This is a genomic window from Streptomyces sp. NPDC003011 (assembly GCF_053591515.1).
Genome location: NZ_JBSFTY010000058.1, coordinates 24,115 through 48,161, shown reverse-complemented (window position 1 = coordinate 48,161; position 24,047 = coordinate 24,115). Strand labels below are relative to the sequence as shown.

At 73.8% G+C, this 24,047-nt stretch carries 20 protein-coding genes and 2 pseudogenes; 11 read left to right on the top strand and 11 right to left on the bottom strand.

All coding sequences use genetic code 11. From position 1 onward, the window contains the following. Positions 1–12 precede the first annotated feature (12 nt). Entirely contained in the window at positions 13–1,623 is a 1,611-nt protein-coding gene (lnt, locus tag ACWD0J_RS27515) for an apolipoprotein N-acyltransferase (RefSeq protein WP_451498531.1), read from the bottom strand. Positions 1,624–1,857: 234 nt separating this feature from the next. Between lnt and ACWD0J_RS27510 the strand changes: the two are divergent. Beyond that, positions 1,858–2,933: pseudogene (locus ACWD0J_RS27510) on the top strand (O-antigen ligase family protein). Between the two features lie 25 nt (positions 2,934–2,958). Here the strand turns inward: ACWD0J_RS27510 and ACWD0J_RS27505 are convergent. Further along, a complete protein-coding gene (locus tag ACWD0J_RS27505; protein ID WP_451498530.1) occupies positions 2,959–3,495 on the bottom strand; it encodes a hypothetical protein in 537 nt (178 codons plus the stop codon). A gap of 69 nt (positions 3,496–3,564) precedes the next feature. Further along, a complete protein-coding gene (locus ACWD0J_RS27500; RefSeq protein WP_451498529.1) occupies positions 3,565–4,350 on the bottom strand; it encodes a glutamate racemase in 786 nt (261 codons plus the stop codon). 57 nt (positions 4,351–4,407) lie between these two features. Between ACWD0J_RS27500 and ACWD0J_RS27495 the strand changes: the two genes are divergently transcribed. Continuing rightward, positions 4,408–5,586, top strand: coding sequence for a glycosyltransferase (locus ACWD0J_RS27495; RefSeq protein WP_451498528.1), 1,179 nt, complete (start codon positions 4,408–4,410; stop codon positions 5,584–5,586). A 4-nt stretch (positions 5,587–5,590) separates the two neighbouring features. Here the strand turns inward: ACWD0J_RS27495 and ACWD0J_RS27490 are convergent, their stop codons facing one another. Continuing rightward, complete coding sequence (locus ACWD0J_RS27490) at positions 5,591–6,871, bottom strand: TerD family protein (RefSeq protein ID WP_451498543.1); 1,281 nt, start codon at positions 6,869–6,871, stop codon at positions 5,591–5,593. A 297-nt stretch (positions 6,872–7,168) separates the two neighbouring features. On the opposite strand from ACWD0J_RS27490, the gene ACWD0J_RS27485 reads away from it, so the two are divergent. The 4 genes from ACWD0J_RS27485 (at position 7,169) to ACWD0J_RS27470 (ending at position 11,858) form a co-directional block, all read left to right on the top strand. Further along, positions 7,169–7,609: a DUF6643 family protein gene (locus tag ACWD0J_RS27485; protein ID WP_451498527.1), complete on the top strand. Its 441-nt coding sequence runs from the start codon at positions 7,169–7,171 to the stop codon at positions 7,607–7,609. Positions 7,610–7,651: 42 nt separating this feature from the next. Beyond that, the gene (locus tag ACWD0J_RS27480) at positions 7,652–8,479 is read left to right on the top strand and encodes an MOSC domain-containing protein (RefSeq protein ID WP_451498526.1); all 828 of its coding nucleotides are present in this window, start codon (positions 7,652–7,654) and stop codon (positions 8,477–8,479) included. Positions 8,480–8,701: 222 nt separating this feature from the next. Further along, positions 8,702–9,307: an Rv1733c family protein gene (locus ACWD0J_RS27475; RefSeq protein WP_451498525.1), complete on the top strand. Its 606-nt coding sequence runs from the start codon at positions 8,702–8,704 to the stop codon at positions 9,305–9,307. A gap of 112 nt (positions 9,308–9,419) precedes the next feature. After that, positions 9,420–11,858 carry a right-handed parallel beta-helix repeat-containing protein gene (locus tag ACWD0J_RS27470; protein WP_451498524.1) on the top strand — a complete coding sequence of 813 codons (2,439 nt, stop codon included), beginning with the start codon at positions 9,420–9,422 and terminating at the stop codon, positions 11,856–11,858. Here the strand turns inward: ACWD0J_RS27470 and ACWD0J_RS27465 are convergent. Further along, a complete protein-coding gene (locus ACWD0J_RS27465; RefSeq protein WP_451498523.1) occupies positions 11,828–14,188 on the bottom strand; it encodes a hypothetical protein in 2,361 nt (786 codons plus the stop codon). The genes ACWD0J_RS27470 and ACWD0J_RS27465 overlap by 31 nt on opposite strands. Before the next feature lie 329 nt (positions 14,189–14,517). Between ACWD0J_RS27465 and ACWD0J_RS27460 the strand changes: the two genes are divergently transcribed. Beyond that, complete coding sequence (locus tag ACWD0J_RS27460; RefSeq protein WP_451498522.1) at positions 14,518–15,357, top strand: DeoR/GlpR family DNA-binding transcription regulator; 840 nt, start codon at positions 14,518–14,520, stop codon at positions 15,355–15,357. Between the two features lie 102 nt (positions 15,358–15,459). Continuing rightward, positions 15,460–15,936 carry an SRPBCC family protein gene (locus tag ACWD0J_RS27455; protein ID WP_451498521.1) on the top strand — a complete coding sequence of 159 codons (477 nt, stop codon included), beginning with the start codon at positions 15,460–15,462 and terminating at the stop codon, positions 15,934–15,936. Between the two features lie 113 nt (positions 15,937–16,049). Here the strand turns inward: ACWD0J_RS27455 and ACWD0J_RS27450 are convergent, their stop codons facing one another. Further along, entirely contained in the window at positions 16,050–17,171 is a 1,122-nt protein-coding gene (locus ACWD0J_RS27450; RefSeq protein WP_451498520.1) for a PLP-dependent cysteine synthase family protein, read from the bottom strand. 352 nt (positions 17,172–17,523) lie between these two features. On the opposite strand from ACWD0J_RS27450, the gene ACWD0J_RS27445 reads away from it, so the two are divergent. After that, the gene (locus ACWD0J_RS27445; protein ID WP_451498519.1) at positions 17,524–17,847 is read left to right on the top strand and encodes a hypothetical protein; all 324 of its coding nucleotides are present in this window, start codon (positions 17,524–17,526) and stop codon (positions 17,845–17,847) included. A gap of 187 nt (positions 17,848–18,034) precedes the next feature. Then, the gene (locus tag ACWD0J_RS27440) at positions 18,035–18,577 is read left to right on the top strand and encodes an ATP-binding protein (RefSeq protein WP_451498518.1); all 543 of its coding nucleotides are present in this window, start codon (positions 18,035–18,037) and stop codon (positions 18,575–18,577) included. Between the two features lie 146 nt (positions 18,578–18,723). Here ACWD0J_RS27440 and ACWD0J_RS27435 read toward each other — a convergent pair. From ACWD0J_RS27435 to ACWD0J_RS27420, 4 genes and pseudogenes are all read right to left on the bottom strand, one after another. After that, a pseudogene (locus ACWD0J_RS27435) lies at positions 18,724–19,212 on the bottom strand (ATP-binding cassette domain-containing protein); the annotation flags it as partial. A 289-nt stretch (positions 19,213–19,501) separates the two neighbouring features. Beyond that, a complete protein-coding gene (locus ACWD0J_RS27430; protein ID WP_451498517.1) occupies positions 19,502–19,957 on the bottom strand; it encodes an RpiB/LacA/LacB family sugar-phosphate isomerase in 456 nt (151 codons plus the stop codon). A gap of 34 nt (positions 19,958–19,991) precedes the next feature. Further along, positions 19,992–21,230: an ROK family protein gene (locus ACWD0J_RS27425; RefSeq protein ID WP_451498516.1), complete on the bottom strand. Its 1,239-nt coding sequence runs from the start codon at positions 21,228–21,230 to the stop codon at positions 19,992–19,994. Positions 21,231–21,267: 37 nt separating this feature from the next. Continuing rightward, the gene (locus ACWD0J_RS27420) at positions 21,268–21,918 is read right to left on the bottom strand and encodes an alpha-ketoglutarate-dependent dioxygenase AlkB family protein (protein ID WP_451498515.1); all 651 of its coding nucleotides are present in this window, start codon (positions 21,916–21,918) and stop codon (positions 21,268–21,270) included. 67 nt (positions 21,919–21,985) lie between these two features. Here ACWD0J_RS27420 and ACWD0J_RS27415 point away from each other — a divergent pair, with 67 nt between their 5' ends. Then, positions 21,986–23,116, top strand: coding sequence for a methyltransferase (locus tag ACWD0J_RS27415; protein WP_451498514.1), 1,131 nt, complete (start codon positions 21,986–21,988; stop codon positions 23,114–23,116). 69 nt (positions 23,117–23,185) lie between these two features. Here the strand turns inward: ACWD0J_RS27415 and ACWD0J_RS27410 are convergent, their stop codons facing one another. Next, positions 23,186–24,034, bottom strand: a complete 849-nt coding sequence (locus ACWD0J_RS27410; protein ID WP_451498513.1) for a class II fructose-bisphosphate aldolase — start codon at positions 24,032–24,034, stop codon at positions 23,186–23,188. Positions 24,035–24,047 lie beyond the last annotated feature (13 nt).

The following is a 24,047-nucleotide window of genomic DNA, read 5'->3' as shown; positions in this document are numbered from 1 at the left end:
ACGGGCGTACCGCTACACGTCACCGGCGCGCCGGGCGCGCACGCCGGAACCGATGGCCCAGCCGAGTCCGCCCGCGGCGACCAGCACCAGAGCGATCTCCGGCAGGATGCCCAGCTCGGTGGCGGGCGTCTGCGAGGAGCGCAGCGGCACCTTCTGCACCAGCGAGTCGGCCACGAACATGCCGGTCTTCTGCGTGATCCGTCCGTCCGGCATGATGATCGCGCTGACACCGCTGGTCACCGGGACGGTGACGGTCCGGCTGTGCTCGACCGCGCGCACCCGGGACATGGCGAGCTGCTGATAGGTCATCTCGCTGCGGTCGAAGGTCGCGTTGTTGCTGGGCACGGAGATCATCTGGGCGCCGTCGGTGACCTCGGAGCGCACGGCCCAGTCGAAGGCGGCCTCGTAGCAGGTGACCAGGCCGACCTTGGCGCCGTCCATGTCGAACACGCCCGGCTCGCTGCCCCGGCTGAAGTCCTGGCGGACCATCGAGGTCCACTCGCTGTTGATCGCGCCGATGAGCGAGCGCAGCGGGAGGTACTCGCCGAAGGGCTGGATCTGCCGCTTGTCGTAGGTGTCGACGGGGCCCTCGACCGGGTCCCACAGGATCTGCTCGTTGTAGAGCCTGCCCTCGCGCTCGACGACACCGCCGACCGAGATCGGCACGCCGATCGCCTTGGCCGCCTCGTCGATGACGGCGCGCGCGTCGGCGTTGGCGAAGGGATCGATGTCGGAGGAGTTCTCGGGCCACAGCACGAAGTCGGGCTCGGCCACCTTGCCGGCCTTGACCTCGGCGGCCAGCCGCAGCGTCTCCCGCGCGTGGTGGTCGAGGACGGCCCGCCGCTGGGCGTTGAACTCCAGCCCCGCCCGGGGCACGTTGCCCTGGATGACCGCGACGGTCACGCTGCCGTCCTCGGCCCGGTCGCTCACCAGCGGCCGGGCGGCCGCCGCGCCCAGCACGGGCACCGCCACGCTCAGCAGGGCGACGGCCGCCGCCGACCGCCGTACGGCCTGGGTGCGCCGGGCCTTTAGGGCCAGCCGCAGGACCTCGCAGAGCCCGAAGCCGCACAGGACGACGGCGAAACCGAGGACCGGGGTGCCGCCCACCGCGGCGAGCGGCAGGAAGACCCCGTCCGCCTGCCCGAACGCGATCTTGCCCCAGGGGAAGCCGTGGAACGGCGCACGCGCGCGTGCCGCCTCTCCGGCGATCCACAGAGCGGCCGCCCACACCGGCCACCCGGGCAGCTTCGACACCACGGCGACGCCGGCGCCGACCAGCGCGACGAAGATCGCCTCGATGACGACCAGCGCCAGCCAGGGTCCGGGGCCGACCTCCACGCCGGTCCACACCAGCAGCGGCAGCAGGAAGCCGAGGCCGAAGAGGTAGCCGAGGCCGAGGCCCGCCTTCCAGCCGCGCCCGCGCAGCACCCACCCGAAGACGGCGAAGGCCGGCAGGGCCAGCCACCACAGGGAGCGGGGCGGGAAACTGACGTAGAGCAGCACTCCGGAGAGCGCCGCGGCGGCGGCCGGAACGAGTCGCAGGAGCCGCGCGCCGCGCGATACCGGCGCGGTCGGCGGCCTCACCTGGTCCGACTCGTCCACGGAAGTTGCGGTGACGGTCACTGTGGGAGTGTACGGCGGCCCGCCTCGACGCCGACAGCGCGGTCCGTCCCGCCCGAGGGCGCGCACGTCGGCCGCGGCGTTCCGCGCAACTTCGTCCGGCACGTCCACAAACCGCCCATCAGCCGTTACGGTGTGCCCCAGTCCGTGGTCGTACGGGCCGGTGACGCGCGGCGCGAGCGGGACGACACGGGTCGGGGGCGACCGGGTTCGGGGGGCTGGGTGGGTTCCACGGGGATGACGGCGGCGGCCGGTGCGGAGCCGGCGGCGGACGACGACGACAGACGAAACGTTTCCGACGTGTGGGGCGTCGTCATTCTCGGGGCCTGTGCCGCCTGGGCCCTGACCACGGCGGCCGTGCACGACGGCCGCCCGGAGGGAGTGCTGCTCGCGCTCCTGGCCGTGGCCGCCGGTTATGCCGCGGGGCGGATCTGCGGGGCGCTGCTGCCGGTCGCCGCGCCGGCTGCCGGGTCCCTGGCCGGGCTCGGTCTCACGGTGGGCCTGCCGCAGCTGTCCCCCGGGCCCGAGGTCGTCACGCCGCTCGGGCACGCCGGCGCCACCGCGGCTCTGCTGACCCTGTCCGCCGGTGCCGCGTGCTGCGCCGCCTGGGCCACCGATTCGGCCGGCCCGCGCCTGGCGCTGCGCGCGCTGGCGGCCGTAATCGCGGTGACCGCTGCCGTGCTCGGCTCGGTCGGCGGGTTCGCCGCCTGTGTCGCGGTGCTGGTGTGCTCGCTCGCCACGGGCCGGGTACGCCACCGGGGGCGGGTGTCGCCGGGCTGGCCCTGTCCGTGACTCTGGTGGCGGGGCTGACCTGGGCGGTCGCCGGGAGCGTGCTGCCGGACGGGCTCGTCGCCTCCCTGGAGGGCCGGCTGACCCGGCACCGGGTCGGGCTGTGGCAGGACGCCCTGCGCCTGGCGCGCGAGGACGCGGCGCTGGGCGTGGGGCCGGGCCGTTTCGGCGAGCTCAGCGGCACGGCGACCCGGACACCGCTCTCCGACGGCAGACCGCACTCGGCACCTCTCCAGCAGGCGGCCGAACAGGGCGTCGCCGGTGTGGCCCTGCTGGCGGCGGCCTTCTGCTGGATCCTGTACGCGCTGTGGCGCACTCGGCGTCCCACGCCGGTCGCGCTCACCGCGGGGGCGGCCCTGACGGCGTTGGCGATGATCGCCTGTGTGGGCAACGCGCTGAGCTTCACGACGGTGTCGGTCGGCGCGGGGCTGCTGGCGGGAGTGGCCACGGCACGTCCCCTGACCGCCGAGTCACTCCGGCAGGAGACGGCTCCACGCGCGCGCGGTGACCGTCCGGCTCGGTGAGCACCCCGGGGCGTCCGGTGTGGGCTCAGCGCGCGGCGCCGGACCGCAGCCGGGCCTTGATGACCCGTACGGCGGCCTCCGCGTCGTCCACGGTGATGGTGAACGTGTGGCCGTCCCACAGTCGCAGGACCACGCCCTCGCCGCGTCGTACGACGACCGCGGTGCCCTTCTCGGGACGCCAGCGGTAGCCCCAGCCGCCCCAGTGGCGGGGGGTGACGAGCGGCTCGAACTCGGCGCCCGCGACGTGCGCCAGGGGGATGCGGCGGCGGGGCAGGCCCATGTGGCCGCAGCGCACCTCCAGGCACTCCTGGTCGACCTTGAGCGCGACGTGCACGAAGGCGAGGGTGCCGAAGAGGACCAGCAGCCCGGCCGCGATGCAGCCGACGACGGACATCACGAGCGGGGCGATGCCGGACGTCCACGTGGAGGCGACCGCCAGCTCGATACCGAGTGCCAGGCAGGCGGCCCCGCCGAGCGCCAGCAGCCACTGGAACCGGTTGGATGCTCGTCCGGTCCAGACGTCGGGGTACGGGGTGTTCTCACCCTGGAGGTGGTCCCTCATGCCTACGAGACTACTCAGGTTTCGCTGGGCCGGTAGGTCGTCGCGGACGGTGACTGGGCCGGGTGGGGGTCAGCGGGCGGGACTGACCGCCTGGAGGAGCCGGCCTTCCTCGTAGGCCAGGGCGGGCGCGGGCAGGGTGCCCTCGCGTCCGCTGAGCAGCACGGTCAGGGTCCCGTCGGCTGTCGCGCGCGGGACGGGCTGTTCTGCGAGCCGGCGCAGCGCCTGGGCGGCGACCGCCCCGGCGGAGCCGTGCAGCACGAGCGGGGGGAAGCCGGGGCGCTGCACGGCGGCGCGGATGCGATCGGAGACCAGCTCGTAGTGGGTGCAGCCGAGGACGACGGTCGTCACGTCGTCGGGGGTCAGCGCCGCGGCCGCGGCGACGGCGGCGTCGATGGCCGCCTCGTCCGCGTGCTCCACCGCCTCCGCGAGGCCGGGGCAGGGCACCTCGGTGACCGACACACCGTCGGCGAAGTCCTCGATGAGGCCGCGCTGGTAGGGGCTGCCCGTGGTGGCGGGCGTCGCCCAGATCGCGAAGGGTCCGCCGCCGGCCGCGGCCGGCTTGATCGCGGGGACCGTGCCGATGACCGGGATGCCGGGCTCGAGCCGGGCGCGCAGGGCCGGCAGGGCGTGCACGGTGGCGGTGTTGCAGCCGATGATCAGGGCGTCGGGCCGCCGCGCGGCGGCGGCCTCGGCGACGGCCAGGGCACGCCGGGTGAGATCCTGCGGGGTCCGGGGCCCCCAGGGCATGCCGTCGGGGTCCAGGGAGAGCACGAGATCGGCGTCGGGCCGCAGACGCCGTACCGCGGCGGTGGCCGCCAGCAGACCGATTCCGGAGTCCATGAGCGCGATCTTCACCCCGCCACGATAGACGATGGCCCCGTGCCGGCCGGGCCGGTGGGGCAGACTGCGCGCGTGAGCGCCATCGTGTGGACCGCCGTCGGATCACTCGCCGCCTGGCTGTGGCTGCTGCTCGGCCAGGGCTTCTTCTGGCGGACGGACGTCCGCCTGCCGCCACGGCGGGACCCGGACGCGTGGCCGTCCGTCTGTGTCGTCGTCCCGGCCCGCGACGAGGCCGCGGTGCTGCCCGCGAGCCTGCCGTCGCTGCTCGCCCAGGACTATCCGGGGCGGGCGGAGGTCTTCCTCGTCGACGACGGCAGTACGGACGGTACCGGGGCGCTGGCGCACGAACTGGCGCGCCGGCACGGCGGACTGCCGCTGACCGTCACCTCGCCCGGTGAGCCGCCCGCGGGCTGGACCGGCAAGCTGTGGGCCCTGCGTCACGGCATCGGCCTGGCACGCGCGCGTGGCCCCCAGTACCTCCTCCTGACGGACGCCGACATCGCCCACGCTCCGGACAGCCTGCGGCAGCTGGTCGCGGCGGCCGGCCCGGGCGGCTACGACGTCGTCTCCCAGATGGCCCGGCTGCGGGTGGAGAGCCCGTGGGAGCGGCTCGTCGTGCCCGCCTTCGTCTACTTCTTCGCGCAGCTCTATCCCTTCCGCCGGATCAGCCGGAAGGGGGGACGGACGGCGGCCGCGGCGGGCGGCTGTGTGCTGCTGCGCACCGAGGCCGCCGAGCGGGCCCGGATCCCGGACGCCATCCGGCACGCCGTCATCGACGACGTGGCGCTCGCCCGGGCCGTCAAGGGCAGGGGCGGGCACGTCTGGCTGGGCCTGGCGGATCGGGTGGACAGCGTCCGTCCGTACCCACGGCTGCACGACCTGTGGCGGATGGTCTCGCGCAGCGCGTACGCGCAGCTGCGGCACAGCCCGCTGCTGCTCGCCGGTACGGTGGCCGGACTCGCGCTGGTGTACCTGGTGCCGCCCCTCGCCCTGATCGCGGGCGTGGCCGCCGGCAGCACGGCGGCCACGGTCGCCGGCGGGCTCGCGTGGCTGGTGATGACGGGGACGTACGTCCCGATGCTCCGCTACTACCGGCAGCCCCTGTGGCTCGCTCCCCTGCTGCCGTTCACCGCGTTCCTCTACCTCCTCATGACGGTCGATTCGGCGGTGCGGCACTACAGGGGGCGCGGCGCGGCCTGGAAGGGCCGCACGTACACGCGTCCCGACGCCGTGGTCGGCGAGGAGAGCTGAGCGGTCACTTCCGGCCGGGGGTCCAGTTCATGCCCCACCCGTAGGCATGGTCGACGGTCCGCTGCGGGCTGGACCCGCGCTCGGGCACCAGGTAGCGGGCCTCGCGCTGGACGACCAGGTCGCTTCCGGTGTTGGTGATCAGGGCGAGCGCGCACACCGTCGAGGGGACCGTGCACTCGTCGAGGGAGAAGTCGATCGGGGCGCCGTGCTGCGGCCGGAGGGTGACCGTGGCGTTCAGTTCGGCGAAGGAGCGTGCTCCCTCATAGATGGTCACGAAGACGAGGACACGCCGGAAGGCCTGCTTGTGGTCCAGGTTGACGGTGAGGTTCTCACCGCTGGAGACGGCGCCGGTGCGGTCGTCACCGTCGAGGTGGATGTACGGCGGCTGGTGCAGGGCCCCGAAGGCGTTGCCCAGGGACTGCACGACGCCCTTGCTGCCGTCGGTGAGTTCGTACAGGGCGCACAGGTCGAGGTCGAGGTCGGCCTGCAGGGCGACGGCGCGGCCCAGTTTGCTGCCCCAGCCCGAGGACTGCTTGCGCATCTGCCAGTTGAGGTTGACGTGCAGGGCGCCCGAGGTGCCGCCCTGCTTGGTGAGCGAGACGGAGGGAGCCGCCTTGGTGAGCGTCACCTTCGTCAGCCGGACCGGTGCGGCGGGAGGTGCCGAGGGAGGCGGCGGGGGCGGTGCCGCGGTGACCGGACGCGCGGTGGCCGGACGCGCGGTGGCCGGGGGCCCGCTCGGTGCGGCAGGGGCCGGTGCGGTGTGCTGGGGCTCGTCCACCGTGATGCCGTAGTCCGTGGCGAGGCCCTCCAGCCCGCTGCCGTAGCCCTGGCCCACGGCCCGGAACTTCCAGGCGCCCTGACGACGGTAGAACTCGCCGAGCACGAAGGCGGTCTCGACGGTGGCGCCGGGGCTCTCGAAGCGTGCGGCCACCGTGTCCCGCCCGGCCTCCCTGACCTCGATGGAGAGGTCGGGGACGGCGGCGAACGTGCCGCCGTCGGCGGAGACGGCGAGGACCACCGTCTCGATCGCGGGCTCCAGGCGGGCGAGGTCGACGACGAGGGTGTCGGCCACCCGGCCGCCCGCGTCCCGTTTGCCTTCGTGCCGGACCGCGCCGGAGGCGTGCACGGGCTGGTTGTAGAAGACGAAGTCGCTGTCGGAACGTACCTTTCCGCCCACCAGCAGCAGCGCCGAGGCGTCCACGTCGGGCACGCCAGGTCCGGAGCGCCATCCCAGCTCGACCCGCAGCGCCGTCGTCGGCACCGGAGCGTTGGATCCCTTCGGCATTGACATGTCGCCCCCATCAGGTGTCGGCGTGCCAGGCGGGTCCCGGCAGTTCCGTCGGATCGTCCACTCGCCCAACCTATTCTCCGGGACAGCGAACTCCCACGAACAGCACAGGAAGGCGGGCCGCCAACCCCCGGTAACCCGCCGGGAACTCGGCTTTTACCTGAGAATCATCGGGCACGCCGCCCCTTTTTGCCACGTTCGCTCGCATTGGGGGTACCGGGTCACTGCCGACGCGGAAAACAACCCTCTTATCGGTCTCCCCAACCAGCACATCGTGGGCTTAACTTATGTGCCATGACCTCCCCCCGCTCCACTTATGGCGGCGGCTATTACTCCGCCTCCTTCCCGGACACTCCGATCTACGACTCGCTCGTGGCCGAGCGGGGCACCCCGCAGATCGCCCCGATCCGGGTCCCCGCCGCGTACGACATGCCGGGCAGTCACCTGCCCGCGCTGCCGTCGGCACTGCCCGCCCTTCCGGCCGGCCCGTCCCAGCCCTCCTACGGTTACCCGCAGGCCCAGCAGCCCGCCCCGCTCCAGCAGGCACCCGCGGCGTACATCCCGCAGCAGGCCGCCGCGCCGCGCGGCTATCCGGGTCAGTACCCCCAGCAGCCGCGCCCCGCCGGTCCGGGAACGGGCTACGAGGCCATGCGCCCCGCCGCTCCCCGGCCCGCGCCGGCCCCCTACCAGGATCCGTACGGCAACCAGCAGCAGCAGTACCGCGGCGGCTACTGACGCGTCTCCCGGACTGTCCGTGCCGCCTGGCACGATGGACGTATGGGGAACGTGCTGTTGCAGTCGATCCATCTGCATCCGGTCAAGGCGTTCCGGGGTCTCGCGCCCCGGGAGGCCGTCGTGGAGCCCTGGGGGCTGGCCGGAGACCGGCGCTGGGCACTGATCGACGACGGGGGAAAGGTCGTCACCCAACGTCAGCAACCACGCCTCGCGCTGGCCGCCGCCGAGCTCCTGCCCGGCGGCGGCGTCCGGCTGTCCGCACCCGGCAGGAAGCCGCTGACGGTGTCCGTTCCGCGGCCGTGGGGCCGGGTGCCCGTGCAGATCTTCCGCGACAAGGTGGAGGCCGTCCCGGCCGAGGACGACGCCGCGCATGCCTGGTGCAGCGCGTTCCTCGGCGCCGACGTGCGCCTGGTCCACATGGACGACCCCGCCACGCGCCGGCCCGTGGACCCCGAGTACGCGCTGCCCGGCGAGACGGTCTCGTTCGCCGACGGCTTTCCGCTGCTGCTCACCTCCGCGGCCTCCCTCGACGCCCTCAACGCCCTGATATCCGAAGGTGACCACGCGCACGAGGGCCCTCTGCCGATGAACCGTTTCCGGCCGAACGTGGTCGTGGCGGGCGCCGCCGCCTGGGCCGAGGACCACTGGTCCCGGATCACGCTCGGCGAGGTCGTCTTCCGCGTCGCCAAGATCTGCGGGCGGTGCGTCACGACCACGACCGACCAGGACACCGCCGACCGCGGCCGGGAACCCCTGCACACCCTCGGCCGGCACCGCCGCGTCGGCGGCAGGCTCGCCTTCGGACAGAACCTGGTGCCCGAGACTCCCGGCACGATCCGGGTCGGCGATCCCCTCACCGTCCTCGCCTGAGCCGCATCCCGCTCTCCCTCTCCCGCCCCCGCCCCCGCCCCCGCCCCCGCTCCCGCTCCCGCTCCGCGGAGATCCTGTGAACCCGGCCCGGTGCCCTGGGCGTTGGATCCGTGAGCGGTTCATGAGGGCTGCGGCGCGGGTGATTTCGCTCTCTCTTCGACCGGGTCCGCGCGTAAAGGGCCGCGGCGGGGTTATCACGGAGCGGGAAGGGGGTGCGGGACGGTGCGAGCGATCGGCGGACTGTGGCGCTGGCGGCACAACCCGCTGCGCCGCGGCACCGACCTGGCCGAGGCCTGGGCGGCCCTGGTGGCCCTGGTGCTGATCCTGGTCGTCGGGCCCGTCGTCGGCGCGCTCGCCGGCGAGGTCGCCCAGGACACGCTCCAGCGGTCCGTCCGCGAGCAGCGCGCATCCCGTCATCCGGTGACGGCCACCGTCCTCCGTAAGCTGGACCGCTCCCCGCTGGACACCGATCCCGAGACCTCCTCCGGCCGTGACCTGCGCAGCCGGGTGACCGCCGGCTGGACCGCTCCGGACGGCACCGCGCGGCAGGGCACCGTCCTGGCGCCCCTCCAGGATCCGCACCGCGGCGACCCCTTCACGCTGTGGACGGACGAACACGGACGCATAGTGGCCCGGCCCCTGGATCCCGCCACCGCGACGACCCACGCCGTCCTGGCCGGGGTCGGTGCCGCCCTGCTGACCGCGGGCCTCGTCGAGGCGGGCAGACGGCTGGCGGTCTGGCGCATGGTCCGTCGCCGGTACGCCCGTTGGGACCGGGCCTGGGAGCGGGCGGGCCCGGACTGGGGCAGGACCGGCACCGGCAGCTGACCGCCTTCCGGCTCTGGTCAACCCACCGCCTGCGCGCACGCTACGGTGGACCGGCCGAACTACTTCGGCAGCACGAGACCCGCGTACGACGAGGTGGGGGCACGGCAACGCCATGGCACAGGGCACGGTCCAGGTGACGCACACCGGCACATCGCGGTGGCGGCGCCGCACGGGTGAGTACGCGTCGCTCGCCGCCGCCCTGGAGGCCGCGGCCGACGGCGATGTCCTCACCGTCGCCCCGGGCACCTACCGGGAGAACCTCGTCATCCAGCGGGCGGTGACCCTGCGGGGCCCGGAGGGCTCCCCCGGTTCCGTGCGGATCGCGCCCCTGGACGGGGTGCCGCTCACCGTGCGGGCCTCGGCCGTGGTCCAGGACCTGCACGTGGAGGGCCAGGACGCGGCGGCGCCCGCCCTGCTCGTCGAGGAGGGCACACCCGAGCTCACGGACCTGCGGATCGTCACCCGGTCCGCGGCCGGCATCGAGGTGCGGGGCGGCGCGCGGCCGACGGTGCGGCGCTGCACCGTCGACAACCCGGCCGGTGTCGGCATCGCCGTACTGGACGGCGGGGGCGGGGTCTTCGAGGAGTGCGAGGTCGTCGCGGCGGGCCAGGCGGGCGTCGCCGTGCGCGGCGGCGCGCATCCCCGGCTGGAGCGCTGCCGGGTGCACCACACCTCGGGTGTGGGCCTGTCGGTGACCGGGGAGAACTCCGCGCTGGAGGCGCTGGGTTGTGAGGTCTACGAGGTCCGTGGCAGCGGCGTCCAGATCACCGGCCGGGCCACCGCCCACCTCACCGACTGCGATGTGCACCGCACCACCGCGGACGGTGTCACCCTCGACACGGACGCCGTGCTGACGCTGGCCGACTGCCGTATCCACGACATCCCGGAGAACGCGGTCGACCTGCGTTCGCGCTCCGTGCTGACGCTGACCCGCACGACGGTGCGTCAGTTCGGCCGCAACGGCCTGTCGGTGTGGGACCCGGGCACCCGCGTGGACGCCAACCAGTGCGAGATCTTCGACAGCACCGGCGACTACCCGGCCGTCTGGGTCAGCGACGGCGCGACCGTCGTCCTGGACTCGTGCCGGGTGCACGACGTGCCGGACGCCCTGTTCGTCCTCGACCGCGGCTCCCGCGCGGACGTCGTCGACAGCGACATCTCGCAGGTCCGCAACACGGCCGTGTCCGTGAGCGACGGCGCCACCGCGCAGCTCGACGACTGCCGTATCCGGGACGCGGCCACAGGCGCCTGGTTCCGCGACCACGGCAGCGGCGGCACCCTCAGCAACTGCACGGTGGACGCCACCCAGACCGGCGTGATCGTCACCAAGGGCGCCGACCCGACGATAGAGCGCTGCACCGTCGACTCCCCCGCCGAAGCGGGCTTCTACGTCTCGGCGGGCGGCCGGGGCAGCTTCCTGAACTGCCGGGTGACGGGCAGCGGCGGCTACGGCTTCCATGTGATCGACGGCTGCCGTACGACCCTGAAGAAGTGCCGTACGGAGCGGTGCGCGCGCGGCGGCTACGAGTTCGCGGACGCCGGTGGCGACGCCGCGTCCGGCGCGGGTCCCGTCGTGGAGGACTGCACCAGCGACGAGAGCGGGAGCCTGCGCCAGCCCACCGCGCCGGAGACCGCCGTCCAGACCCTGCCCCACTCCCCCGGCCTGCTGGGCTCGATCCCCGGGCAGCGCGCCGCCGAGCAGGAGCCGCCGGCCGCCGCACTTGAGCCGGACCGGCCAGTGCGGGCCTCGAAGGCCGTGCTCGGTGAACTGGACGCGCTGGTGGGCCTGGACAGCGTCAAGCGCGAGGTGCGAGCCCTGACCGACATGATCGAGGTGGGCCGGCGCCGCCAGGAGGCGGGGCTGAAGGCCGCCTCGGTCAAGCGCCACCTGGTCTTCACCGGCTCCCCCGGCACCGGCAAGACGACGGTCGCCCGTCTCTACGGCGAGATCCTCGCCTCCCTCGGCGTGCTGGAGAAGGGCCACCTGGTCGAGGTCTCCCGGGTCGACCTGGTCGGCGAGCACATCGGCTCCACCGCGATCCGCACCCAGGAGGCCTTCACCCGGGCGCGGGGCGGTGTGCTCTTCATCGACGAGGCGTACGCGCTGTCGCCGGAGGACTCGGGCCGCGACTTCGGCAAGGAGGCCATCGACACGCTGGTGAAGCTGATGGAGGACCAGCGGGACGCGGTCGTGGTGATCGTCGCCGGCTACACCGCCGAGATGGAGCGGTTCCTCTCGGTCAACCCCGGTGTGGCGTCCCGCTTCTCGCGGACCATCACCTTCAGCGACTACGACCCCGGGGAACTGCTGCGGATCGTGGAGCAGCAGGCCGAGGAGCACGAGTACCGGCTGGCGCCGGGCGCCGCCGACGCCCTGCTGAAGTACTTCACGACGCTCCCCAAGGGCCCCGCCTTCGGCAACGGCCGTACCGCCCGCCAGACCTTCGAGGCGATGGTCGAGCGGCATGCGAGCCGGGTCGCCCAGGTCGCCGACCCGAGCACGGACGACCTGACCCTGCTCTACGCCGAGGACCTGCCCGACTCCGCCTGAGACCCTCCTTCGGGCCGCGGGCCGGGCAGGTCCGGCCGCAGTCGGCCCAGCAGGCGTTCCCGTTCCTCGGCGAACGCCGGGTCCGCCTGGTAGTCGGAGTGGCCGAGGATCGGCGCGGGCAGGGGATGCCGTGCTGTACGGCCGTACGCGAGAGGGTCCTTGAGAGCTTCGCGGTCGACCTCGGGGCCGCAGGCGCCGGACAGCCGGACCGGGCCGCCGATGGGGTCGGTGGGCCGGTGCAGGTTGCGCCAGCAGTCCACATCCTGGTGCAGGGCGCTGAGCGCGGCCGGGCCGAAGTGGGCCGGGAACCACCGGCCGTAGAGGCGCTCCAGCGGCGAGCCGTAGGTCAGCAGCGCGACCCGCGCGCGGGCGGACGGTTCCAGCTGCCAGGCCGCGGCGGCGGCCAGCACGCTGCCCTGCGAGTGGCCGGAGATGACGAGCCGGCCGCCGGTGGCACGGGTCCAGGTGGCCATCCGCCAGGTCAGGTCGGGCACGGCCCGCTCGGCGTAGCAGGGCGGGGCGAAGGGGTGGGCGGCGCGCGGCCAGAAGGTGCCGACGTCCCACAGGATGCCGATGGTGCGCCGTGCGGAGGGGTCCTTGTAGGCACGTCGGCCCCAGGTGACGAACAGTATGAAGCCGAGGCCGATCAGCCAGGAGCCCAGGGCCTCGGCCGTCTCGGCGGCGCTCTCGACGACGGCGTAGGCCGGTCGGGCCGCCTCGGCGGGTGTCTTTTCGGTGGTCATCGCGCCGGCCAGGGCCGCGGCGCCCAGGAGGAGGGTCGTGGCGGACACGACCGCGACGAGCAGGGGTGCGCGGTCGGTGAGGGTGGCCGTCGCCCGGGCGCGGGCGATGCGGCGGGTGCGGGTGGTGTCCTGCGGCTCGCCCGCGTAGTCACGCTCGACCGCGGCCAGTTCCAGGCGGCGCAGGAGCCAGGCGCGCCGGCCCAGCCAGCCGAGCAGTACCAGCAGGACGAGCAGCAGCGGCGGGATCACCGACGCCTGCCAGGTCAGCAGGACCGGCGGGCCGGGGATGTTCGTGCCGGTGCCGTCCAGCCAGTCGGCGACCCGCTGGGAGACACCGCCGGACATGACCCCGCCGAGCGCGCAGGCCAGCATCGCGACGGCCGGGCCGCCCAGGCCGCGCATCGCCGCGCGTGCGTCCGGGCGCGCCCGGTGCAGCACATGGGCGACCACGCCGAGGGCGATCACCAGCAGGCCCTGGGCCAGGGAGAGGGCGCCGAAGGTCGCGTCACCCGGCAGCCGGCCGGCCGATTCCCACCCCGGGCGCTCCCACCCGGCGTACACCCCGGTGAGGACGAGCAGGGCGACGGCGCCGAGGGGCAGGCGTCGTACGAGGTGTTCGTCGAGCTCCCGGTCGAGGCGGTGCTCGCTGCGGCCCCGGCGGCACACCACCCACACCACTGCCCCCGCGGCCACGACCAGCGCCGTCTCCAGGAGCCGGCCCAGGATGTCGAGGAGCGCGGGCCCGCCGGGCCGGTGGTCGAACCGTGCGGCCGAGGTGCCGACCGCCGCGGCGACCGTCAGGAGACCGGCCGCGGTGTGCGCGGCGCGCAGCCGGGCCACGAGGCGGCGTCCGTACCAGAAGCCGGGGCGGCCGAGGGCGGTGCGGCCGGTCTCCTCCTCGGGCTCCGGTGTGCGGGTCATCGGCTGCTGGGACTCGTACGCGCTCCAGGTGCGGTGCGAGAGGTACCACAGCAGGGCGGTGAGGGCGGCCGGGACCAGGGCCGCGACGGCCAGGCGGCGGCCGGGCCGGCTCCACCAGCCACCGTCCGAGACCTTCGGGGACAGGAACCCCAGCCAGGAGTGCCGCTCGGCGCACGCGGGCGTGCCCGCGCACTGCCAGGCGGCGAGGTCCAGCGCCACCTCGCAGGCGGCGGCGACCAGCAGCACGGTCAGGGTGAGTCCGGTGAGCCGCACCAGCAGGCCGTACAGGCGCACCGTCCGGGTGCGGCCCCGGGCGGTGGGGCGCATCCAGTGGGCGAGGTTGACGACCATGAACGGCAGCAGCAGGAGCCACAGGGCGCGGGTGCCGTTTCCGGACGTGAGGTTGCACCAGACGTACGCCTCCGGCACCGGGCGGCCGCGGTAGGCGTCCGTCCTGGACTCGGCGTCGGCGTCCTCGGCGCGCCGGAAGACGGCCGCCGTGTCGTCGCCGGTGATCCGCACCGTGCGCGGATCGTCGAGCATCTGCTCGGGCGTGGTGCCGCCCACCCCGTGGACCAGGAGTTCCAGGGCCGCTCCGCCGTCCGCCGGCCGAGGGGCCAGGTCGTCGGTTCCCCCGGTCGGGACATGTTCCTGCGCAGGTTCCACTGTTCGCACTTCCCCCGTGACGCGCCGTCGGCATCTGTCCGTGCGGGCACAAGGATCGCCGCTGAACGCGCGGCGTACACCCCTCGTCACGGAATCTCCCCGATCCGTGTGACGGCGGGCGTCCGGGAGGTCACGTTGATGGCATGTGCGCGTCCGGACGGTCGGTGGCGCGGCCCGGCACGGCCCGTGCGAGGATGGGGCGTCCGCGCACCGGGGACGGGCGAAACGGCCTGGTCGACGGGGGTCCTCCCGGCTCAGGCGAAGTCGAGGGCAGGGGAAGGTGCGCGAGGCGTGTGGGACGGCTTGAGGCGAAAGGAACCGGAGCGTACGTGAGTGAGAATCAGAACCTCCTCGCGGAGCAGCGGCGCGCCCTGATCCTGGACGAGGTCCGACGCCGTGGCGGCGTCCGCGTCAACGAGCTCACCCGCAAGCTCGGCGTGTCGGACATGACCGTACGGCGGGATCTTGACGCGCTGGCCCGGCAGGGTGTGCTGGAGAAGGTGCACGGCGGTGCCGTCCCGGTGATCGAGGCGAGCACGCACGAGCCGGGGTTCGAGGCGAAGTCGGGTCTGGAGCTGTCCGCCAAGGAGGACATCGCGCGGGCCGCGTCCGAGCTGGTCGCGCCGGGCAGCGCGATCGCGCTGTCGGGTGGTACGACGACGTACGCGCTCGCGCACCAGCTGGTGGACGTGCCGGACCTGACCGTCGTCACCAACTCGGTGCGGGTGGCCGACGTCTTCCACGCGGCGCAGCGCACGTCGGGCCCCCGGCAGGGTGCCGCCACGGTGGTGCTGACCGGCGGGGTGCGCACCCCCTCGGACTCGCTGGTGGGACCGGTGGCGGACCAGGCGATCGCGGCCCTGCACTTCGATCTGCTGTTCCTCGGGGTGCACGGCATATCGGTCGAGGCCGGCCTGTCCACACCGAACCTCGCGGAGGCCGAGACCAACCGGCGTCTGGTGCAGTCGGCGCGGCGGGTCGTGGTGGTCGCCGACCACACCAAGTGGGGGACGGTGGGCCTGAGTTCGTTCGCGGCGCTGGAGCAGGTGGACACACTGGTGACGGACGCCGGGCTGTCGGGCGAGGCGCGCGCCGAGGTGTCGGAGCATCTGCGGCGGCTGGTGGTGGCGGGCGAGCCCGACGAGTCCGACGAGGCCGCGGACATCTGACGTACCGCCGGTTACCCTGTGGCGTCGTCTCCGTCGCCGCCCCGGCCGTGGTGGGTGACCGCCGCCCGGTCGGCCGTCGGCTGCTTCCTGGAGGTTGCGTCCATGGCTCGCCGACTGCGCCCGGTGGGACTCGAGTTCGTCGAGACCGCGCCCGTACGGCTCGTCTTCACGCGGGAGATCGCCGCCGCTCCGGAGGCGGTCTTCCGGGCGCTGGCCGAGGACGTGCCCGGCTGGGCCGAGTGGTTCGCCGTGGTGACGCTCGCCCGGCCCGTCGACGGCGGCGCGCGGCGCGAGGTCCGGCTCAGGGGCGGGACACGCCTCCTGGAGACGGTGCTGGCCGCCGAGGAACCCGAGGTGTACGCCTACCGCGTCGACGTGACCGACGCACCCGGCGTCCGGGCGCTGGCCGAGGAGTGGCGCCTGATCCCGGCGGGCACCGGCACCCTCGTGCGGTGGACGTTCGCCGCCGACGGGCCGGCGGTGTTCCGGCTCGGCCTGACACTGGCGCGCGCGGGCCTCGGGCGCGCCTTCCGGAACGCCGTCGTCCTGCTCGACCGGCGGCTGGCCGCCGCCCGCTAGGAGTCCGATGAAGATCTTGAAAACGCGTCCGGCTTGCCCCAGTTCAACCTGATTGACATTTACTGGCAACTTGGGGTGTACCGGGCACTCGAAGCAAGATCTTCAGGAGACTCCTAGCGCCAGACGCCCGTTTCGAGCAGCGAGGTGATCGCCGCCGTGTACGGCGTGATGTCCAGGCCCTGTTCGGCGAGCCACGTGTCGGAGTAGTACTTGTCCAGGTAGCGGTCCCCCGGGTCGCACAGGAGCGTCACCACGCTGCCCTGCCGGCCTTCGGCCACCATCTCGGCGACGATCTTCAGCGCGCTCCACAGCCCGGTGCCCGTCGAGCCGCCCGCCCGGCGGCCGATGGTCCGTTCCAGGGCGCGTACGGCGGCGACGCTGGCCGCGTCCGGGACCTTCATCATCCGGTCGATCGCGCCGGGTACGAAGCTGGGTTCCATGCGTGGGCGCCCGATGCCCTCGATCCGGGAGCCGCAGTCGCAGGTGACGTCCGGATCGCCGGTGGTCCAGCCCTCGAAGAAGCACGAGTTCTCCGGATCGGCGACACAGATGCGGGTGTCGTGCTGCATGTAGTGGACGTAGCGCGCGAGGGTCGCCGAGGTGCCGCCGGTGCCGGCCGTGGCGACGATCCACGCGGGCTCCGGGAACCGCTCCGACCGCAACTGCCGGAAGATGGATTCGGCGATGTTGTTGTTGCCGCGCCAGTCCGTGGCCCGTTCCGCGTAGGTGAACTGGTCCATGTAGTGGCCGCCGGTCTCCCTCGCGAGGCGTGCGGACTCCTCGTACATGCTCCGCGGGTCGTCCACGAAGTGGCACTGCCCGCCGTGGAACTCGATGAGGCGGATCTTCTCGGCGCTGGTCGTGCGCGGCATGACGGCGATGAAGGGCACGCCGATCAGCTTCGCGAAGTAGGCCTCGGACAAGGCCGTCGAACCGCTGGACGCCTCGATCACCGGTCTGCCCGGCCGGATCCAGCCATTGCACAGACCGTAGAGGAACAGCGAGCGGGCCAGCCGGTGTTTGAGACTTCCGGTCGGATGGGTGGACTCGTCCTTCAGATACAGGTCGATGCCCCACCGCTCCGGCAGCGGGAAACGCAGCAGGTGCGTGTCGGCCGAGCGGTTGAGGTCGGCCTGGACCTTGCGCACGGCCTCTTTCAGCCAGCCGCGATAGGCGGCGTCGGTGCGGTCGACGTCGAGGGTTTCGCCGGTCCGGATCTGTGCGGGGGTGCTCACGACAGGGCTCCTTACACTCCGCGCCGACGGCGCGTCGCGCGGCCGACACACCGATCATAGACACCTCCCTCACGCTTCTCACCTGCATAAACACCTCTTTGGGCGACTCAAAGGCAGCCCTGGGGTGCGACGACGCGCACCTGTGGGGGCGCATTCGCGCGAGTGCTCCGGGTGCTCTCGGTGAGGCGGCCATGCGCACTGGTGCTCGACGGCGGAGGGGGGCAGACTGCCCGACGGGAGGAAGGTCCGGACGGGGGCACGGACCGGACACACGGGATCACGACAGGAACAGGACACGGCTCACGCGTGAGCGCGGGCCGGCACACCCACACGCACGAGGGGGCGGAGCGGGATGGCGGAGCCGGAGTTCAGGGCCACGGGCGTGGGCATCGGGAAGCTGCTGCGCTCGCTCACCCGGGCCGGACAGGTCCGGATCAGCGACGGCAGGCTCGAACTGCTCACCAGCTACGGGAGCGAGATCGACAGCGCGCCGGTGCAGGCTGTGCGTGCCTCCAAGCCCTGGTTCGTCCCCGAGGACCGCGCCCTGGCGGACCTCAACGGCAACCGCTACCTGCTGACCCTGGGCGAGCACGATCCCGCCCCCGGAGAACCGGGGCCGCCCGCCGCACGCCGGTTCGTCGAAGCCGTACGGCGGGCCGCAGAGCGTAGCGACTGAAACACCGTGAGTTGCGGGACCGCGCCTCCTGCGCCACGCTGGTCTCACGTAACTCTGGGTTTACCGGCGATAACGCTGCGAACCAGCCCGCCGGCCACGACAGCAGGCGGCCGTGTCACGCGGGCACTCTGCTGGATCGATCCGAACTCCGTGTTCTTCCGGACCTCTATGTCGGGGAGTCGCAGCCGTGATCAGTCATCCAAGCAGGCACTGCACGGTGGAGCTGCAAGCCCTGCCGTCGCGGATCGGCCAGGTCCGCAGAATCGTATCGGCGCAGTTGCGCTACTGGCACCTGGATCCCCTCATAGACCGGGCGGCGCTCGGTGTGACGGAGCTGTTGACCAACGTCCACCGGCATGCCCGGCCCGACAAGACGTGCACCGTGGAGATCGAGCTGGTGCTGGACCGGCTCAAGGTCTCGGTGCGCGACCACGACCCGCGTCTGCCGGTCGTGGGATCCATCGACGACGCGGACGGGCTCGCCACCTGCGGGCGTGGGCTCGCGATGGTCGCCGCCGTCAGCGAGAGCTGGGGTGTGCGGCCGGACGGCGAGTCCGGCAAGGTCGTGTGGTTCACCCTGCCGACACCGTCGGCCGCGCGGGCCGCGTCCGCGCGTCCGCCGCGACGCCAGGTCGTGGACAAGCCCGCGCACCGGTTCGCGGAGGTCGAGCACGCGGTCGACCTGCGCCGGCCCGGACACACTCCCGCCCGGTCGGCCGTTGCCGGCTGACCGGGCGGTGACGCCTGTTCCCGCAGGGCGGTCCCCCTCGGCGTCACGCGCCGTCCCGGGGCGGCGGCACCGCCCCGGCCGCCAGGGACGGCATCACTCCGTGGCGATGGCCCGCAGCACGTCCAGGCGGGCAGGCGGGCAGGCGTTCATGAGGGCACCTCGAAGGCTTTCAGGCGGTCCAGGACCTTGTCGGCGGTCGGGGCTTCCATCCGGTCGACCAGGCGTCCGTCGGCGAGGGAGACGACCTCGTCGGCGAACACGACGTCCGGCCGGCCGACGAACGCCCGTGCCACGGCGACCCGTTGCCACCGGCCGCCGGAGAGCTCGGCGGGCCGGTGGTGGGGGCGGTCGCGCAGGCCGACGACGTCGATCAGCGCGTCGACCCACTCCGGGTCACCCCGGGTGCCGGCGAGGTCGAGCGGCAGCCGGATGTTCTCCGCGACGGTCAGCGTCGGCACCAGGTCGAACGCCTGGAACACGAAGCCCACGCAGTCGGCGGCCCGGGCAATGCCGTACCGGCTGCGCCGGGTGCGTCCGCGGCTCGCGCCGCCCCGGGCGAGGAGGTGACCGGCCGCGTCCTCACGGCGGATCCCGGCCCGGCCTTCGCGGTCGGTGGAGCGGCGCTGACCCGGTGGAGCGGACCCCGGGGCCCGCCCGGCGCGGCCGGATCGTACGGATCCTCGGCGTCGCGGCCCCCTGCCGGCCGTGCCGGGCGCGCCGGCCGCGCACAGGATGAGAACGGGGCTCCGGGGCACCGCGCCCGGCTACGAACAGGGGACGACGCCCGGCTCCGGGGCTGGACAGGTGGGGAGAACGTCCGGCTCGCGACGGGGTGATGGCGCAGCACGCCGATCTGGAGCCCGGTCGGGCCTACGGCGTGTTCCTGCCGAGTCGGATCTACGGCGTGTTCCTGCCGAGTCGGGCCTACGGCGTGTTCCTGCCGAGGTCGAGTCGTCCGATCCGTGCCACGTTCTCCCGGTCCTCGGTGTCCGTGCTGGCCTCGGCGGTGAACCAGGCGTCGAGGATCTCCTTGAGCAGCGGTCCGGAGGTCAGCCTGAGGCTGAGGGCGAGCACGTTGGCGTCGTTCCAGCGGCGGGCGCCGTCGGCCGTGTAGGCGTCCGTGCACAGGGCCGCGCGCACGCCGGGCACCTTGTTCGCGGCGATCGAGGCACCGGTGCCGGTCCAGCAGCACACGACGGCCTGGTCGGCCCTCCCGGCGGCGACCTCGCGGGCCGCGGCCTCGGAGCAGGCGGCCCACTGGGGGTCGGCTCCGGGGTTCAGCGCCCCGTGCGCGATGACCTCGTGGCCGCGTGTCCGCAGTTCCGCCACGAGGTCGCGCGCCACGGGTTCGTCCATGTCCGAGGAGACAGCGATCCGCATGCTCCGAGCCTACTCGGCCCGCCTTGCGGGAGCGTCAGGACAGCGCGCCCAGCGGATCGTCCAGGACGGGCTGCCAGGCCAGTTCCGCCGCGCCGACCAGGCTGTTGTGATCGAGGGTGCACGGCAGGATGGGGACGCCGCCGCTCTGCCCCCACAGGCTGCGGTCGGCGACGACCGCGCGCAGCCGGTCCGGGTCGGCGTCGAGCAGCGTGCGGTGCAGGCCGCCGAGGATGATGCGGTCCGGGTTGAGGATGTTCACCAGCCCCGCGAGGCCGAGGCCGAGCCGGTCGATGAGGGCCTCGGTGGCGGCCCGGACGGACGGGTCGGCGTAGTGGCCGCCGATCAGGTCGTTGGCCTGCTGGAGCAGGGAGACCTCCGGACCCGGGTCGCGGCCGGCGGCCGTGAGGAACGCCAGCGGGTCCGCCTCGACGTCCAGGCAGCCGCGGCTGCCGCAGTGACAGGGGCGGCCCTCGGGATGGACGGTGAGGTGACCGACTTCCAGCGCCAGGCCCGAACTCCCGGTGTGCAGGCGCCCGTCGAGCACCAGCGCTCCGCCCACGCCCCGGTGCCCGGTGGCCACGCACAGCAGGTCCCGGGCACCCCGGCCGGCGCCGTGCCGGTGCTCGGCGAGCGCGGCGAGGTTGACGTCGTTGCCCGCGAACGCCGGTCCGGTGATGCCGGCCGCGCGCACGCACTCCTCGAAGATGCGGCGCACCGGCGCGCCCACCGGCCAGGCCAGGTGCAGCGGGTTCAGCGCGAGCCCGTCCGGTTCGGCGACCGCGGACGGCACGGCGAGGCCGGCGCCGACGCATCGGCGTCCGGTGGTGCGCAGCAGTTCCGCCCCGGCCTCCACGACCGACACCAGGACCTTCGCCGGATCGGCCGCCACGGTCTCGCAGCCGGGAGCGGTGGCGACGATCCGGCCGCCCAGTCCGACCAGGGCCGCCCGGAACCCGTCGGCGTGCACCTGTGCCGCGAGGACGACGGGCCCGTCCTCGGCGACCGCCAGCCGGTGCGAGGGCCGCCCCTGCGAACCGGCCGCCGCGCCGGGCCGGGCGTCCACCCGGATCAGCCCGAGCGCCTCCAGTTCGGCGGCGACCGCGCCCGCCGTGGCCCGGGTCACGCCGAGTTCGGCGGTGAGCACGGAGCGGGTGGGGGCGCGTCCGGTGTGCACGAGTTCCAGGGCGGGACCGAGCGCACCCCGCCCCCGGTCCAACCGCGTCCTGGACGTGGTCCCTTCCCCGGCCGTCCGGGGGTGCGCCTTCCCGCTCATGGAGGCGAGTCTCCCATGATCCGCGGGGTGCGCCGGCCTACAGCCCGCCGACCCGGAGCGTGATGTTCAGGCGCCCGGTCAGCCCCAACTCCGGCGGTGCGCTGCCCGGGTGCACCCGGGGTACGCCGTGGAACGCGAGCCGGGACGGGCCGCCGAAGACGAACAGGTCACCGCTGCGCAGTTCGACGTCGGTGTACGGCCGGGCACGGGTCTCGGTGTTGCCGAAGCGGAAGACGCAGGTGTCACCGAGGCTCAGGGAGACCACCGGGGCGTCCGACTTCTCGTCGCCGTCGCGGTGCATTCCCATGCGGGCGTCGCCGTCGTAGAAGTTGATCAGCGCGATGTCGTACGCGGCGGTCGCCGCCCGCGCGGGACCGAGCGCGTCGCGCACCGCACGGCGGCCCAGTTCCCCCAGCCAGCCGGGGAACGGCTTCACCGGGGCGCCGTCCCCGTCGACGACCGTGCGGGCGTAGGCGTACGGATGCCAGTGCCAGCCCAGACAGACCTGGCGGGCGGTCATCGTGCCGCCGCCGGGTGTGCGGACCGTGCGCAGGCCCGCCGGCGGGCGCGCCCACTCCCGGCAGGCCGCGACCAGCTCGCGCTGGCGCGCCGGGTCCAGCCAGTCGGGCACGTGCACCGCGCCGGGCGCGACCCGCGTACGGTCCCGGGGGAACAGCTCTGTGTCCATGCTCTCCATCCTGCCCAACAGTTCTGAGCTGGGCCTCGGCTAGCCTTGACGCACGATGGACGACCGTATGACGACTCCCTGGGGCGAGCTGACGCTGTCCCGTTTTCCCGAGGACCCGCGTGACCGGCTGCGCGCCTGGGACGCCTCCGACGCGTACCTGCTCCGGCATCTCGCGAACGAGGAGGTCCCGCTGTCCGGCACGGTCGTGGTGGTCGGCGACCGCTGGGGCGCGCTGGCCACGGCGCTCGCGGCGCACCGGCCGACGCAGATCACCGACTCGTTCCTCACCCAGGAGGCGACGCGGGCCAACCTCTCCCGCAACGGCGTCGAGCCCGGCTCGGTGCAGCTGCTGACCACTCAGGACGCCCCGCCCGCCCGGATCGACGTCCTCCTGGTCAGGGTGCCCAAGAGCCTCGCGCTCCTGGAGGACCAGCTGCTGCGGCTGGCGCCCGCGGTGCACGCGGGCACCGTCGTCGTCGGCACCGGGATGGTGAAGGAGATCCACACCTCGACGCTCCGGCTGTTCGAGCGGATCCTCGGGCCCACCCGGACCTCGCTCGCCGAGATGAAAGCCCGGCTCATCCTCTGCGCGCCGGAGCCGGCACGGAAGCGGGCCGGCAGCCCCTGGCCGTACAGCTATGCCCTGCCCGACGGCGTCGGCCCGGTCTCGGGGCGGACGGTCGTCAACCACGCGGGCGTCTTCTGTGCCGACCGGCTCGACATCGGCACCCGGTTCTTCCTCCAGCACCTGCCGGGCACCAAGGGCAACCGGGTCGTGGACCTCGGGTGCGGCAACGGCGTGGTCGGTACGGCGGTGGCGCTGGCCGATCCCGGGGCCGAGGTGCTGTTCGTGGACGAGTCGTTCCAGGCCGTGGCCTCGGCGGAGGCGACGTACCGGGCGAACGGCGCGCCCGGGCACGCGGAGTTCCGGGTCGGGGACGGGCTGGCGGGGGTGCCGGCCGAAAGCGTCGATCTCGTGCTCACCAATCCGCCGTTCCACTCGCACCAGGCGACGACCGACGCGACGGCGTGGCGGATGTTCACCGGCGCCGAGCGGGTGCTGCGTCCCGGCGGCGAGCTGTGGGTGATCGGCAACCGGCACCTCGGGTATCACGTGAAGCTGCGGCGGCTGTTCGGCAACAGCCGACTGGTCGCCGGCGACCCGAAGTTCGTGGTGCTGACGGCCGTCAAGAGGTGACCGCCGCGCCCTGCGGCCCGGACGGCCCGCCGCGCCGGCCGGTGCCGTGTGCCGGGCGTGTCCGTCCGGTCAGCCGAGTACGCGGACGATGCCGGCGACCGTGCGCGCCATCGCCTCCCGTCCCACGCTCAGGTAGGCGCGCGAGTCGACCGCCTCGGGGTGGGCGGTGAGGAACGTCCGGATCGCGCCGGTCATGGCGATGTTGAGGGCGGTGCCGACGTTCACCTTGGCGATGCCGCCCGCGGCCGCCGCGGCCAGTTCGCCGTCCGGAAGCCCGGACGAGCCGTGCAGCACGAGGGGCACGTCGAGGGTGGCGGCCAGCCGCTTCAGGAGGGCGTGGTCGAGGGTGGCGGTGCGGGTGGTCATGGCGTGCGAGCTGCCGACGGCGACGGCGAGGGCGTCCACGCCGGAGTCCGCCACGAACGCGCGGGCCTCGGCGGGCCGGGTACGCGCTCCGGGTGCGTGGGCGTCCAGCGGGGCCTGCCCGTCCTTGCCGCCCACCCGCCCCAACTCGGCTTCGATCCAGAGGCCTTGGGCGTGCGCCCAGTCGGCGGCCGCCCTGGTCGCGGCGAGGTTCTCGGCGTAGGGCAGTCGTGAGCCGTCGTACATGACGGAGCTGAATCCGGCGCCGGGTGCCTGGCGCAGCAGGTCGTCGCTGTGCACGTGGTCGAGGTGCAACGCGACCGGTACGGCGGCGCGTTCGGCGGCGGCGACGGCCGCCCGGGCGAGCGGGAGCAGGCAGCCGTGGCGGAACCTGACAGCGTTCTCGCTGACTTGGAGGACGACGGGGGCGGGCACGGACTCGGCGCCGGCGACGACCGCCTCGACGTGCTCCAGGGTGATGACGTTGAACGCGGCGACGGCACGGTGGGCCGCGGTGGCGCGGGTGACGAGCTCGCCGGTGGTCACGAGGGGCACGGCTGGTCCTTCC

Excerpts from the sequence above, each read along its gene's own strand:
- ACWD0J_RS27480 (WP_451498526.1), top strand. The coding sequence starts at position 7,652 with ATGGGGAACGTGCTGTTGCAGTCGATCCATCTGCATCCGGTCAAGGCG.
- ACWD0J_RS27470 (WP_451498524.1), top strand. The coding sequence starts at position 9,420 with ATGGCACAGGGCACGGTCCAGGTGACGCACACCGGCACATCGCGGTGG.
- ACWD0J_RS27490 (WP_451498543.1), bottom strand. The coding sequence starts at position 6,871 with ATGCCGAAGGGATCCAACGCTCCGGTGCCGACGACGGCGCTGCGGGTC.
- ACWD0J_RS27420 (WP_451498515.1), bottom strand. The coding sequence starts at position 21,918 with ATGGACACAGAGCTGTTCCCCCGGGACCGTACGCGGGTCGCGCCCGGC.
- ACWD0J_RS27455 (WP_451498521.1), top strand. The coding sequence starts at position 15,460 with ATGGCTCGCCGACTGCGCCCGGTGGGACTCGAGTTCGTCGAGACCGCG.
- ACWD0J_RS27445 (WP_451498519.1), top strand. The coding sequence starts at position 17,524 with ATGGCGGAGCCGGAGTTCAGGGCCACGGGCGTGGGCATCGGGAAGCTG.
- ACWD0J_RS27485 (WP_451498527.1), top strand. The coding sequence starts at position 7,169 with ATGACCTCCCCCCGCTCCACTTATGGCGGCGGCTATTACTCCGCCTCC.
- ACWD0J_RS27505 (WP_451498530.1), bottom strand. The coding sequence starts at position 3,495 with ATGAGGGACCACCTCCAGGGTGAGAACACCCCGTACCCCGACGTCTGG.
- ACWD0J_RS27425 (WP_451498516.1), bottom strand. The coding sequence starts at position 21,230 with ATGAGCGGGAAGGCGCACCCCCGGACGGCCGGGGAAGGGACCACGTCC.
- ACWD0J_RS27430 (WP_451498517.1), bottom strand. The coding sequence starts at position 19,957 with ATGCGGATCGCTGTCTCCTCGGACATGGACGAACCCGTGGCGCGCGAC.
- ACWD0J_RS27415 (WP_451498514.1), top strand. The coding sequence starts at position 21,986 with ATGACGACTCCCTGGGGCGAGCTGACGCTGTCCCGTTTTCCCGAGGAC.